The organism is Ktedonobacter robiniae, assembly GCF_016587375.1.
Taxonomy (GTDB): domain Bacteria; phylum Chloroflexota; class Ktedonobacteria; order Ktedonobacterales; family Ktedonobacteraceae; genus Ktedonobacter; species Ktedonobacter robiniae.
Window position 1 is genome coordinate 703,796 of the sequence record NZ_BNJG01000002.1, and the last position, 13,755, is coordinate 717,550.

Consider the following 13,755-nt stretch of genomic DNA (forward strand, 5'->3'; position numbering starts at 1 on the left):
TAAGACATCGAGCTTCTTGTATGATTTGTGGAGATCGTTTCCCTGGATGGAAATGTTGTGCATCGTCTTCTTCTCATGAGAGAACAGTGACCTTGGAGAGATCAACCTCCAGGCCTTTGAGGGCGGCATAGGTGAGCTTATCCATCAGCGCACCGTCAAAGGAAATGGTTTTGAGGGCCCGGTAATATTTCTTCGACCACAGAGACGCCGAGCAGAACGACATATTTTTGAGGGTCGCGCCCTGAAATGACGTGTCCTTGAGTCCCGCCTCGTCAAACCTGACACCCTGAAAGGTCTGCCCATCAAAGCGTTGTCCGCTCAGATCCGAAGAGGTGAAGTCCACACCGAGAAAGCGACAGCGTTCAAAAGTTGTTTTTCTCAGGTCGGTCTTCGCGAAGTTGATATCCGTGAGCGTGACACCGATGAATTGTGCTCCGACCAGCCCCGATGTGCTGAAGTTGGTGCGCACAAGGATGGCTTCACGGAAGTTCGCCTCCGCCAGATCAAGGGTAGAGAAGTCGCAATCGGTCAGATTGGCGCCCGCAAAATTGGCTTCACGGACGTCACTGCCCCGGAACGAGCTCCCAGTGAGGTCGGCGCCCGTAAAGTCAGAGCCGCGTAACGCGCTACTTTTAAAATTGCCTTGATGCGCGACAACGCCCGCAAAGTCGCTCTGTGGCAGATGGCTCGCACTCAAGTTGATGGCCACCTGCCGCTGCAGCGCGTGGGAGAGGTTGGCGACCTCCCGGACGGTTTGCTCAATGTCGCCGATACTCTCAATGGTCATGTCAAAGGTGGTTTCATCATCCTTGCCCTCGGCTTTGAGCTCACGGAAGCGCTCCTGCACATCGGAGAGCAGATCAGCTTTCAATTCGGCGGTGCTTTTGACCTCCTCGTAGGGAGCAAATACGCCGTTGACATAGTTGGTCAATTTCTCGTTCATAACAATACCTTTCTTTTACAAGAGGTTCTCCAGTACGCGCTTGGCGTACTCCCAGTTGCCTTTGTTGCGCTCGTATGTTGCTTTCCCTTTTTCAGTCATCTTAAAGTATTTCCTCCTTCCGCCTTGCGATTCATCGCCCCAATACCATTCGATGTCCCTGTCGACCTCAAGCCGCCGGACGCTGGAGTACTTCGATGGGTAGGCCGCTCTCGTCTCCATTTGAGCATGCTTCCATCAGGCTCAAGACGCTGCATGCCTATTTTCTCAAGCACTTTGATGGAACCGATATTGTCATCAAGACACTCAGCTGTGACACACCTGATGGAAATATGCTGGAAGGCCCAGGATATGAGGCCTTGTGCCATTTCCGTCGCATAGCCTGCCCCACGATATTCGGGAAGAATGCTGTAGCCAATCTCGACCATTCCCTGCTCATCTGGCCCGCCCTTAAAACCGATGTCATTGATGACCTGTTGATCGGCGGTATGAAGAATGATGCTATCCCAGATCGCGCCTTTCGGATCATTTTCCATGAGTTGAATGAAAAATGGTAAGGCTTCAAGGTAATCTGGCAATGGCCAATGAGGAGGCACATGCACTCCCAGCAATTGCTCCAGAGCGCTTCTATCCTCAAGCGTTGCTTTTTTCAATGTCAGAGAAAAGGGAATGAGTTGCAGTCGAGCTGTCTGAATAGGTTGTAACATGGTAGAGCTGTGTTCTCCTTTCAACGAATGCTTTGGTCTACGAGCGCTTGTCGTACTGGAGAATCATCACGCCACTTTCAAAGGGCTTTGTAGACGCCAGACGAAACTGCTGTACCTGGAACGGACCAGAAAAAAGCGAGATCCCATTGCCGATCACAACAGGGTTGAGCTTGATAATCAGTTTATCTATTTCAGAGAGCAGTTGTTGAGCCAGCTTGCCGCCTCCACAGAGCCAAATATCCATTCCCTCTTCCTGCTTGAGTTCCTGAATCTTCTTGAGAGGATCGCCAGAGACAAATTCGATGGAAGGATCGGTCTCTGCTGACAGGCTGGAGCTTATGACAATCTGGCGGAGCTACGGATAGGGGCTAGTCAGGCCCACCTTCAAACCAGGTTCATACGTTCCACGTCCCATGACAACCGTATCAAAATGTCTGTTGGCAGCGCTGATCCCGAAGTGCGCGCGGTCAGGTGCAGGGAACGTCTCGGGGAATTCCCCGAGAAGATAGGGGAGATGATCAGTCATCGTGAAAAAGAAATCGTATTGGCCCTCTGGTCCGGCAATATAACCATCTAAGGTCGATGCAATATAGTAAATGAGTTTTCTCAATTGTTTTCCTTTCCAAAAATGTGCTTGATGAGTACACCACCTTTTAAGGCGAGTAAGCACCTATAAGATAGAGAGTCAAATTGATGGGAGTTCATCCGTCTCAAGGGAGAGTAGAACCAGCCCGAGGCTGCGAATTTTCAAGAGCACCCGATAGAGCGCCGCTTGATCGACCAGGAGTCCGTGGAGCACTGTTCTGCCGCTTGTCTCGTGAAGAATCTCAAGGCTCTCAAACCATTCTTGCCAGGATGGGTCCAAATGTCCTTTAATAGCAATGCGACAATGGATATTCAGCGCCTTCCTCCTTTCGTTGAACATGCCTGGAGTATAAGGCGCCAGAGGGTGAGTTGCCTTCACCTGATCGGATGGTTGTGGGTGGGTGAGGAAACAGAATGGATTAGAGCAAAGACAAGCGTCGTGCCACCTCACTGGCTTCAACGCGATTGTGGACGCCCAGTTTGCGATAGAGGCTTTGGACGTGGGTTTTCACGGTATTGAGCGAGATCACCAGGGCATTGGCGATCTCAGGATTGGAACGCCCGGCGACCAGCAGGCGGAGGACCCGCTGCTCCTGCTCGCTGAGTGGTTCCGGGAGCAATGCATTCTCCCTGAGAGGCACCACCTCTTCTGTGGACTGAGCGCCTGCTTTCTGGGTAAATGCGCCCAGAAGGGTACGCACGTAGGCAATCAGGGAGGCCTCGCGTAGTTCTGGCAATAGCATGCTCAGCAGCGCTTCCATCGCAGGACCCTCATCCAGAAAGAGGCGTTGGTAGTTCTCAGGGTATGCCAGCCGCAACGCCTGGAGAAGAGAGGATTTCGCCTGGCTGTATTCTTGACAGGCAACATGGGCCAAAGCCTCCAGAATCTGGATTTCCAGAACGCTGCGCTTGCGTCTCTGAGCCTGGGCTTTCTCTTTCCAGGGGACCAGCTCGTTCAATGCGGTCTCCCCTCGCTTTTGCGCAATGTGCAAACGCACGAGGAGCAGCGCTTCTTCTTGCTGGAGCAGGAGTGGGAGTGCTTCCTCCTGTTCGTGTGTTCGGGAACTGAACGTCTGATCCTTTCCCTGCACCCATTGTTCGACCGCTGACAGATCTCCATGTGCCAGTTGGAGCCGCGCCTGGCAGACGCGTATTACTCTCAAAGACCAGGAAAAACGAGTATGCATCTCCCATTTCGAAAGCATCTCCAGAGCCTTCTGTGTCTCCCCACAAGCGTGTAGCAGGCGAGCTTGGACGAGAGCGCCCGATGTCAGAACGTGAATCCCTTTCTCCGGCGTTGCTCTCAGCGTCTGCGCTCCAGAGAGATGGCGCTGAGCGTCGGAGAGTTCATTGCGCTCATAAGCAAGTTGAGCAAGAGCATGATAGGCCCAGGAGAGGAAGAACGGTTCTGTGCTTCCTGTAGAGAGCAGCAATTGCTGTCGAGCAATCTCCTGATCTTCATCCATATGGGCAAGGGCCTGGTGGTAGTAGTGTGAGGCTCTGTGTAGCTCACCTTTTTCCAGGCAGACTTCTCCTAACATGAGGGATGTCGCGAAGGCAGCAGAAAGATTGTCAAGGTTTTTTAACCCCCTATACCCTTCAAGGAGGCGCTGGTAGGCCACGTCCGTCTCGCCTGCCAGAAAGGCTTCTAGTCCACTCATCACAACGTTGTCCGAATACATTAGACTCTGTCCGGAAAGGAGTGAGCTGGCTTGACGAGTCAACGCCAACGCGCGGGCTTGATCATCCTGAAAAAAAGCCAGCTCGGCGTGCAGTTGCAGTGCTTCTCCCAGTTGCTCCCACTGTTGCGTCGCCTCAAAGCCCTGCTTTGCCCACTGAAGCAGCCTCTCGACCTGTTCCCAGGTCCCAGGCGAACGTCGATCAGTCGTAAACGTCAACGCGAGCACATACTGAAGGCAGAGCTCCGGTTGAGCTTGCAGCGGTTTCTCTGGCATGCGTTTGAGCCAGGAGCAGAGCAGATGATACTCATTGTGAAAGCTGTGAGGGACCAGAAATCGTCCAATGAGCACAGCCGCGCGGGAAAACTCCTCGCACGCCAGTGCCGCTTCAATCGCTTCTGGGAACATCCGCTGTTGCTCATACCACTGACTGGCTTTGCTCCTCAGGGAACGGATGGTGGCTGTCCCCAGGCGAAGCTGTGCTTCATGCTGCATAGCCTGTTTCCACAGGGCATGATAGTGATACCACTGCCGACTCTCGGAGAGGGGTTGGAGAAACAAATTCGCTCGCTCTATCCATTCAAGCAGGTGAGCACTATCCTCTCTGCCTCTGATAGCATCGCAGAGGGAGGCACTCAAAGGATTGAGCCAGCTGGTCTGCAACAAGAAGTCTTGCAGGTCTTCCGGCAGGTTGGTGAGGATTTCTTCACGCAGGTAATCGAGCACGAAGCGCTGGCTGCCACTGAGCAGATGCACCGAAGTGGAGGGATCAGCCTGTTTCTGGAGGAAGAGGGCGGCCAGTTGGAGGCTGGCAATCCAGCCCTCGGTGCGCGCTTCCAACAGCGTCACGTCGGTCTCCGAGAGGGCAAGTCCCATGCGCTGCGTGAGAAAGCGCTGCGTTTCTTCCCGCGTAAAGCGCAGGTTGGTATCGCGGATCTCGACCAGGTGCCCGCGCACCCGCAAGCGAGAGAGCGGCAGATCCGGGTCGACGCGACTGCCCAGCACCAGGTGCACCTGCGGGGGCGCATGCTCCAGCCAGAAAGTCAGCGAGGCATGAATGCTCGGTTCCTCGATCACATGATAGTCATCCAGGATCAGCACCAGAGGGGAGTTCTCTGCATGTTGACCTGCGAACTCATTGAGCAGGGTGGTCAGGCTGCTCGAAAGCGGCGCAGAGGTGTGCAACAGGGCAAGGGCACGCGTTCCCATATCTGGCCAGCACGTCCGCAGAGCCGCGATCACCGAAATCCAGAAGCGCGTCGGGTCATTGTCCAGGGGCTCCAGAGACAGCCAGGCAACGGCTCCCTGATGCTGCTGCGCCCACGCAGAGAGCAGGGTGGTTTTGCCCCAGCCAGCGGAGGCAGAGAGCAAGGTCAGTGGGCGGGACAGCGCAGCCTCCAGAGCAGAGAGCAAACGCTCCCGTACCACGAGAGTAGCAGGAAGAGGGGGAGGAGTCAGCCTGGTCAGCACCATCAGCATGCCGGGAGCATCGAAGGAGTCACCAGGCTCGACGAGGCGAGAAGGAGCCTCGTTGCCAGCAGGGAAGAGATGCAAGGAAACAGGACTCGCCTCCAGCACGCGCGAGGGGAACGATGACGGCTTCTGCTGGTTCTCCTGGAGATCCTGTGCCATCTCCTCTAAACGAACAAGGGTCACGGTCGCATCGGTTCCCAGATAGCGCTTCCTGCTCTGGCCGGAATGGGTGTGATAGCCATACCAGTAGCCATTCCCACGAGAACGAACCTCTTTGAGCACATTCAAGTGACCATATTGGCCCTGAAAGGAAAAGGAGGAATGCGTCGCCAACCAGGCCCGCCACGCTCCTTTGTCTTCTGGAAATATAGGCAATGGTGGCTGGTTGAGGGTATGCAAAAGATAGCACTGGTTCTCGGGAGACCAGAGCAGGGCATGAGCTGCTGGCTTTGGCATGGCTTCCTTTCTTCTCCACAACTCCACAATGAACGTCTTCCCCAACTCCCCAACAGGGTGAGTATACCAAAGGGGAGGCGAGCCTGCAAGCGTGCGCATCCGCTCCAGCTTCATCTGTCCAGACGGTTCAATGACGCGTCAGGAGAATAGTTCAAAATCGACCGTTAAATGCATCTCAAAACCGTCCCCTTTAATGAGACATATAGCTCTGCTTTTCTAGAGTTGCGGCGCATGGCCTTCCTACGCACGAACTCTTTTCTTGACAATTCTCAAAAAGTTGGACAATCAATGGGAGTCTTGAGACAAAAGGAAGAGATTATGAAGATTGGCTATGTGCGCGTCTCCAAACACGAACAAAACGAGGCACTCCAGATTGATGCGCTGGAAGCAGCAGGATGTGAGAAATGGTTTGTGGACAAGATTACGGGATCAAAAGCCGAGCGCAAAGGACTGAACGAAGCGCTGGCCTATGTCCGATCAGGCGACACCTTCATGGTTTGGAAATTGGATCGGGCAGGACGCTCCTTGAAGCACCTGATCGAACTCCTCAGGAATCTCCAAGGGCGAAACATCGAGTTTGTGAGCATTACCGAACAGATAGATACCACAACCCCGGGTGGCAAGCTGATCTTTCATCTGATGGGAGCACTCGCCGAATTTGAGCGTGACCTCATTCGTGAGCGGACCAATGCCGGGTTAGCAGCAGCCAAGGCCAGAGGACGGGTCGGCGAGAGGCCCAGAAAGCTCAAGACCAATGGAAAAATTGCTCTGGCGAAGCGTATGTTCGACGACCAGAGCCATTCCATCCCTGAAATTTGTGCTGCGTTGGGGATCTCTCGTGCCACGCTTTACCGATATATCAAAGAGGCAACCACTCCATCATCAGACTCATAAGCTAAAAAGAGGAAGCGATCTGTTCGCTGTCATTACCTCAGATAATTATACAGAAATTACCTCACTGAATTTTTGGATTTACACCCAAGCGATCTTTCTGATGTAGAGTGAAAGTGTCACCAACGTTATCTCCCTCCCCAGTCCAGACAAGGCAGGCCTCCAATTCACTCATTGCGTTCCATTTTTGATGCCATCTTCTACGTCCTGCGTACCGATTGCCCGTGGCGTTACCTGCCAACTAACTTTCCGCCGTGGCAAACAGTTTTCTATCATTTTCGTTGCTTACGCCTCAAAAAGATCTGGGCCGACGCAGCTTATCGAGGCCAAGAACTGGCCGAGTGGTGTCTGACCCAAGGCAACTGGAACCTGGAGGTCGTCGAGCGACAACCAGGCACGCGTGGCTTCAGTGTCTTACCCAGAAGGTGGGTAGTCGAACAAACATTGAGTTAGATCTCCCACAATAGGAGACTCAGTAAGGATTACGAACGAAAGGTGCAGACCAGCGAGACGCTGATCCAGGTGGCGATGATTCGGCTGCTCCTCGCCCGTTTGGCGCGGCATCTACGAACCCGTTCCCACCCATTATTCTAGATCTTGGTTGATATCCCAGAGGTTGCCTTCAGGATCGACAAATATGGCAGTGCGTACCCCCCAGGGATGATCGGTGGGTGGTCGGAGGAAGGGAACACCCGCTGCTTTGAGGGTTTCATAGGTCGCATGAACATCTTCAACTCGAGAGGCTATCATGGCACGCGGGTTGCCCTCGATATTAACTGCGTCGGGCTCAATCCCAAAGAGTTTTGCGACTCCTTCTGGTGATTGCAGGGTCAGGTAGCGGTCTTGCACCTTGAAGGTGGCAACGCCGGGATCGCTTCCTACAAAGGGGAGTTTGAGGACATCACGATAAAATGCGGTACATTTGTCCAGTTCGCGCACAAAGAGCAGTATGGCGTCTATGCCGAGCTTCATCATCAGGTATACCCTTTCTTTATTCAGCAACCAAAATCGAGGACAGAAATCAAGAACCAATCAGGCGGCCTATGATGGTTCTGCTTCTGGTTGCGAAAACTCTCAACATGCGCAGTCGTATGCTCACGTTTCCGTTACTATACCAGGGAGGGATCGAGTAATACTTCTCCCATCTTGCTCTTTTGGCCACGCAGCATTACCGCCGCGCATTGCAAAACACGGTCTGAGCAGAAGAGCCTAACCCTGTCCCAAACACGCTCTTACATTTCCTCTCTCAAGCGAAAATCCGTTTTCAGATGCATTTGGATTTTTTGCTGAATGTTGTTCATACCCTCTTGTCCTCGTCTCAAACGCCCTCTTGCTCCTATAATCTGAACAAAAGATCAACTATTGAGAAACGCTTTCGAGGTATGCTGGACATATGAAGCACTCCCCCCTTTTCTGTCCAAAGTGTGGCAAGAGGAATGAAGCCACGTGTACTCACTGTTCCGCATGTGGAACTGCCTCCCGGCTCTCAGGAGCAACGGCTCTTGCGGAAGAGCCGTTGCTCCGATCAGCCTTTAAGTCCCATACTTGCGATACCGCCGATCAGATGCTTCTGAGAGAAATAATAAATGAGCAGGAGTGGTAGCAGGAGACTATTCGCCAGTACATTGAAAGCCAGGGATAGGAGGAAGGGGCGGCGTTCATCCACGAGGCTGAAGACCTCGCGGTTTTCTCGCCGCGCCCCGTATAAAATACCTGTTTGCTACTGTTAGAGCTCGCGGCATATGAGACAAGCCTCAAACTGCCCTCGGCAGTGCTCGATAAAGCGAAAACGGTCTTCCACGGATGCGAGAAGATGGAGAGTGCCTTTTCCAGGATGTCACGCTCCTGCCTCAACGCCTCATTTTCTCACCGTAAGCGGCGCAACTTCTCAGCTTCTGGCTGAAGATGTTCACTACCAACGAAGGCTCGTTCTCCGTTGGCAGCCAAGCACACAAGCAGAGCGCTAGGATAGGCATATACCCTGCTTGTGCGAAAGCCATTACTGCTACCTAGCATTCAGAGACGCAGGCAGCTGCTGCATATACCAAATCACCTTCTCTATATCATCCTCTCCTGTGTGAAACTGGCAAGTGGGTAGGTCTTGAGATTTGTCGCATACCTTTCTGGTACGCCTCCTGCGTTGCTTGTTGGGTCCATTGGAGCAAAACGCAGATGTGAACTTGAACGTATCATAGTAAGGATAACAAATAAAAAGAAGCAAACAGGAGGCCATCCTATGCGCTACTTGATCCGTGAGAAGATCTTCCATCTGGGGGAAGATTCGACTATCCTGAGCGAAACAGGAGAACCGATCTTTGAGGTCGACGGCAAGGTCTTCAGCCTGCACCATCGGCTCATCATTCGCGACAGAAGTGGAAACGAGGTCGCGAGCGTTCATCGACGGCTGTTCGCCTTACGCCCAACCTACGAGATCACCCGTAGGGGCAGGAACTCGCAGAAGTCCGCAAACACCTGATTAGCCCATTTGTTGACCGCTTCACCGTGGACATTCCCGGACCAAATGATCTGCACATTACCGGGTCGATCTTTGAGCACGAGTTCAGCATCACACAGGCAGGTCAGCTTGTTGCAACAGTCTCGAAACGCTGGTTCGCTTTGCGGGATACTTATAGCGTCGATATCGCTCCTGACCAGGACGATGTCCTCATTCTTGCCAGCGTGCTCGCGCTCGATCTCGCCGAAGATCAGGAACGCGAACATCGTGATGAGTAGTATCCAGAAGTGAGTTTGCTTGCTTTGACAACAATGCTCGGTTTTGATATGTTGATCTTCAATCTGCAGAAAAAGCGTTTGAGGAAGACCTGAGGACAGGAAAGAAGGACATGGCCAGTTATTTAGAGCGTTATCTCCAAGGTGAGTGTATCCAAGTCTTGTCGCGCTAGGTGATCAGATACAGAACGAGCCAATATACTCCGATGCTTGGGCAGTGGCCTGCGAAACCATGAGACGGGTTCGGCAGAACATTGAAAGAATGATCCCTCGTTTGCGAGCACTTGGCTACGTATTTCTCCACGATCAGCTCCCCAAGGAGAGAGGCTGCTCCGTGCAGGAGCTTGCTTGGATCCAAGCAAATCCACCAGTACGTACCGAACCTCCTTCAAATATCGTTGTGCAGTTAGGTGTTTTGGAGCGTGAAGTAGGACTCCTTCCCCTTTCCTTGCGAGCCTTCTATCAAGAAGTTGGCGGGGTGAACTTCGTGGGTTGGAATGAAGAGGCGGAGATCTTTGATCCGTTGGTTGTCTACGCATTTGGTCGGGAACTGGTTGAGGGACCGGATGAAGAGCCACCAGAGGATAGCGATGACTGGGCCGATGGGTATAGAGAAGAAGAACAGCCGCTCCCAGAGGAATACTATCATGTGGTTATTGCTCCCGATTTGTATCACAAAGCGAATATGAGTGATGGCTCCCCCTATGAAATCCGCATTTCGAAGACCGCCACTACCGATGCAATCTTGCTCAATGAAGAGCATCACACGACCTTTGTCAACTACTTGCGCCTCTGTTTCAGGGGAGGAAGGGAACGCATCGCAATGCATGGTTCCCTTCCTCCCCCTGAGATCGTTGCCTCAACGAATCTGCTGTACGATACTTTCACGTTGAAGACATATCAATGCCGTCATTTGTGCGTATATTGTCACTGAACTTCAGATAACTATAGCCGTGGGGAGTCGTCATTTCTTACCCAACAAGGAGTGCCTTGCCTCCCTGCCTCTGTGCCTGTTGTGCATAGCGCACCGCTTGTTTCGCATCTGCAAGCGCGAACGCCTGGCCAGATCCCAAAACGATCCTTCCCTGCGCCATCAAACTCAGCAACTGGTTCGCGATCCCCCTAGCCTCCTCAAGAGACACGCTCGAGAGCCAGGGATAGATCCACCAGCCTCGCACACTCGTCACGCCATATATCATCTTTGGTGCAAACACTGGTAGAATCATCTTGCCGGGGTCCGTCTGTCCATGCGTCGAGAGTGCTCCGTATTGGAGCATGACGCCACCAAACCGGAGACTTTGTAACACGTCTGCACCAACTTGTCCAGCAACACTATCCATTGCCTTACCGACACCAGTGCTGCCAGTAATCTGTGCTATCCGCTCGACGACATTCTCATCGGCAGAACAGATCACCTCGTCAGCACCCATGTCCAGAAGTCCCTGGACCTGCTCTCGGCTCCGGACAATGTTGATTGTTTTCAGCCCAAGAATTTGGGAAAGTTGGATCACCAGGCGTCCAACCGCCGAATTTGCCGCAGTTTGCACGAGCCACTCACCTCGTTCGACCTGGAGTTCCTGGGTCAGCATAACCCACGCTGTCATGGGATTGATGATAAGCTGTGCTGCCATCTCATCGCTCACCGTATCAGGAACAAGCAAGAGTCTGGACGCGTCAGCAACCAGGTATTCTTGCCAACATCCCCAGCTATTGAAAGGAATCACTCGTTGCCCGACGTGAAAGCCTTGAACGCCTTCACCAAGGCTCTCAATAACTCCCATCCCTTCAATTCCTGGGCTGATCGGCAATGGTGGTAAGATACCGTAGCGCCCTCGCATAATATGGAGATCTGAAGAATGGACGGGGCGTACACGCATACGTATCAGAACCTGATTGGTCTTTGGTTCCGGTACGGGCACGTCAACAACCTGGAGAACCTCTGTAGGCTCCCCGAAACGTTCAAATTGAATACTTAACATCGCTCAATCTCCAATCCTTTCTTCCATTCACAATCTTGCAAATTACTCATGAGTTTTTCGGACTTGACATAGTGCTACTTTGTTGACCAGGGAAAATCGCTCCCAATTTTGGAAGTATAGCCTGAACAATTTGTGCTTAGATAGGCATCATTTGATGGGTTTCAAACGAGACAAAATCCATTGTCAACAAACTAGCGCTACAGCGGTGTTCACAAAGATTGAGCCAGATGGCAAGGGAACGTGTCTCATTTTCCTCGAGATGGTGTGATGGGCACGGTAAACCAGAACGTGGCGCCCTCGCCAGGAGCACTCTGCACTCCAACGCTCCCCTCATGCCGTTCAATGAACACTCTACACAAATAGAGGGCCAATCCGAAGCTCAGATCCAGTTCATGCTGGACAGCACTCCCTTTGGCACGATAGAAGCGCTCCCAGATATGGTCAAGATCTTCTCTCGCAATGCCTGCTCCCTCGTTGTGGACGGTGATGCGGGCGAGAGCTTCCTCAATTCTTAACTGCACCACCACAGGCTGTCCTGGAGGAGAATAGGTGCGTGCATTCGTCAGGTAGGTGGTGAGAACGTGCTTGACTCGCCCAGCATCGGCGAGGATGGGCACCCTTTGTTCCGGAGAAGGAATATCCAGCATAATGGGGTGCTCTGGCGCAGATCGTTGCTGCCTGGCCACCACCTCTCTCAGCAGTGTGAGCAGATCCTCAGGGTTCAGGAAGAATGGGAGCGTATTGGTCTGGATACGCGCATCATCGATCAAGTCATTGATCATCTGCTGCTGAAGCTCGGCACTCTGCGAGGCAACGGCTAAGGGGTGCTGAACATAGACAATGGGTTCGCCTATCTGAGCAGGCGGAGGGACAAGCTGCCCTTTGAAGGTCTGCAAGCGGCGCTGGGCTAATTGCAGATTGCCCAGGATCCCCGTCAGCGGGGTGCGCAGTTCATGACTGGCCAGGGTCAGAAATTCGCCAGCCAGGCGACGCACTTCCTGCTGGGCAAGGGCTCTGTTCTTTTTCCCTTCCTGTGCAGAGAAACCGTGAATGCCCTCAATGAGCAGCATGGTCTGCGCGGTAACGGCTTTCACGAGCACGATCTCCTCTGGCGTGTACGCTCCTTCCGAACGCGCTTTGACGACAAGCAGCGTACCAACCAACCGCTGCCCCAGAAACAGAGGAACGAACAGGATGGTCTCGGAGCCAGGAGACACGGGGTAAAGAGACGCCGGAAAAGGCAATTGTTTCCCGAGACGTTCAATGGTGTGCAACTGATCCATAGCAAGCACGACCTCCTGGTTGGCGCCCAGGCGAGCGTATGCCGCATCGCCAAGCACTTCTGAGCCATGGAAGTATCCCCCGATGTCCCGCCAGTACTGTTCTTGTTCAGCGGTCAAGCCACTTCCTGCGACATAATACAGATGGCCCGTTCGATGACCGAGCGCGATCATATTCACATTGTGACAATTCAGGACAGACTGGATGACATCCACCACCTGCTGGGCCACGAAGAGCACCGGAGACGAGAGGAGGAAGGTTTCTTCCGGCAAGACGCATTCCATCTGCTCGGGAATCTGCGCGATCGCGGTGAGCAGATCCAACATCGACTCGTGGACACGTTGGAGATAGGAAATTTCATCCCCACAATGGAAGATCGAGACGGTTTCTTCTGTATCGTGCCCTTGAGCACTCACGGGAAAGGTGCGAACCGTGACCGAGATCTTGCGCCCGGAAGGGAGGTGCAGCAGCATCTGTTCTGGCAAACCGGCTCCTGTTGTCCCGGCAAGAGCGAGGTTCATCAGCCATTGCTCTGAGGGAGCACATGGTGGCTGCTCATCAGAGCGGATGTAGGATGTGAGAAATTGCTGGTAGTCTCTTCCTTGACATTGGGCTTCGGAACCCACTTCAAAGAGCGTGCGAGCAGCGGCATTGATCCGTACAACCTTCTGGTTATGGTCACACGCAATGAGACCCTCCGGGAACGACTCCCAAATGGCTTTCAACTGGTGAAGTTGCATCTGGTCGTGTGGTGTGATCCTCAAAGGGCGGGAGTGAGGAATCGACTTCCCTCCAGACATCCCCCCCATTCCTGTTTGCGTGGTGTGACATGGTGCGAGCTTTTACCCACCTTAGAGTTCCTCTCAGAAATGCTCAATCGTGTTGCAAGCTGAGAAAAAGAACACCTCTTATTAAGGCTATTGTATGCGTCGTGGAGAAAGGCTGCAATCTCATCACACTAAGATCGCCAGGGCGAGCACGCTGGTTTGAAAGACAGGCGAAAAAATGAGGTGGCTCAATCGTTGTGAATATTG

8 protein-coding genes and 5 pseudogenes are annotated in these 13,755 nt (G+C 53.0%); 4 read left to right on the top strand and 9 right to left on the bottom strand.

Features of this window, described 5'->3' with window-relative positions; genetic code table 11:
- Nucleotides 1-73: 73 nt before the first annotated feature.
- The 6 genes and pseudogenes from JMJ04_RS23615 to JMJ04_RS23640 form a co-directional block, all read right to left on the bottom strand.
- Nucleotides 74-943 (bottom strand): pentapeptide repeat-containing protein, encoded by an 870-nt coding sequence (locus JMJ04_RS23615; RefSeq protein ID WP_201372891.1) that lies wholly within the window; start codon nucleotides 941-943, stop codon nucleotides 74-76.
- A gap of 15 nt (nucleotides 944-958) precedes the next feature.
- Nucleotides 959-1,132: pseudogene (locus tag JMJ04_RS23620) on the bottom strand (helix-turn-helix transcriptional regulator); the annotation flags it as partial.
- A 71-nt stretch (nucleotides 1,133-1,203) separates the two neighbouring features.
- Nucleotides 1,204-1,647 (bottom strand): annotated as a pseudogene (locus JMJ04_RS46805) (GNAT family N-acetyltransferase); the annotation flags it as partial.
- A 37-nt stretch (nucleotides 1,648-1,684) separates the two neighbouring features.
- Nucleotides 1,685-2,257, bottom strand: a pseudogene (locus tag JMJ04_RS48835) (dihydrofolate reductase family protein).
- A gap of 75 nt (nucleotides 2,258-2,332) precedes the next feature.
- On the bottom strand, nucleotides 2,333-2,512 hold the full coding sequence (locus tag JMJ04_RS23635; protein WP_307811734.1) for a hypothetical protein: 180 nt from the start codon (nucleotides 2,510-2,512) through the stop codon (nucleotides 2,333-2,335).
- Between the two features lie 139 nt (nucleotides 2,513-2,651).
- Entirely contained in the window at nucleotides 2,652-5,840 is a 3,189-nt protein-coding gene (locus JMJ04_RS23640; RefSeq protein WP_201372894.1) for a winged helix-turn-helix domain-containing protein, read from the bottom strand.
- Between the two features lie 318 nt (nucleotides 5,841-6,158).
- Between JMJ04_RS23640 and JMJ04_RS23645 the strand changes: the two genes are divergently transcribed.
- Together JMJ04_RS23645 and JMJ04_RS23650 are read left to right on the top strand one after the other, a co-directional pair.
- Entirely contained in the window at nucleotides 6,159-6,734 is a 576-nt protein-coding gene (locus JMJ04_RS23645) for a recombinase family protein (RefSeq protein WP_201372895.1), read from the top strand.
- 72 nt (nucleotides 6,735-6,806) lie between these two features.
- Nucleotides 6,807-7,395: pseudogene (locus tag JMJ04_RS23650) on the top strand (transposase).
- On the opposite strand, the gene JMJ04_RS23655 reads toward JMJ04_RS23650, so the two are convergent.
- Entirely contained in the window at nucleotides 7,317-7,706 is a 390-nt protein-coding gene (locus JMJ04_RS23655; RefSeq protein ID WP_201372896.1) for a VOC family protein, read from the bottom strand. The pseudogene JMJ04_RS23650 and the gene JMJ04_RS23655 overlap by 79 nt on opposite strands.
- A 1,261-nt stretch (nucleotides 7,707-8,967) precedes the next feature.
- Here JMJ04_RS23655 and JMJ04_RS49490 point away from each other — a divergent pair.
- Both JMJ04_RS49490 and JMJ04_RS23670 read left to right on the top strand, forming a co-directional pair.
- A pseudogene (locus JMJ04_RS49490) lies at nucleotides 8,968-9,464 on the top strand (LURP-one-related/scramblase family protein).
- A 331-nt stretch (nucleotides 9,465-9,795) separates the two neighbouring features.
- Nucleotides 9,796-10,395: a hypothetical protein gene (locus JMJ04_RS23670; protein ID WP_201372899.1), complete on the top strand. Its 600-nt coding sequence runs from the start codon at nucleotides 9,796-9,798 to the stop codon at nucleotides 10,393-10,395.
- A gap of 37 nt (nucleotides 10,396-10,432) precedes the next feature.
- Here the strand turns inward: JMJ04_RS23670 and JMJ04_RS23675 are convergent, their stop codons facing one another.
- Both JMJ04_RS23675 and JMJ04_RS23680 read right to left on the bottom strand, forming a co-directional pair.
- The gene (locus tag JMJ04_RS23675) at nucleotides 10,433-11,440 is read right to left on the bottom strand and encodes a zinc-dependent alcohol dehydrogenase family protein (protein ID WP_201372900.1); all 1,008 of its coding nucleotides are present in this window, start codon (nucleotides 11,438-11,440) and stop codon (nucleotides 10,433-10,435) included.
- A gap of 245 nt (nucleotides 11,441-11,685) precedes the next feature.
- A complete protein-coding gene (locus tag JMJ04_RS23680; protein ID WP_201372901.1) occupies nucleotides 11,686-13,521 on the bottom strand; it encodes an ATP-binding protein in 1,836 nt (611 codons plus the stop codon).
- Between the last annotated feature and the right edge of the window lie 234 nt (nucleotides 13,522-13,755).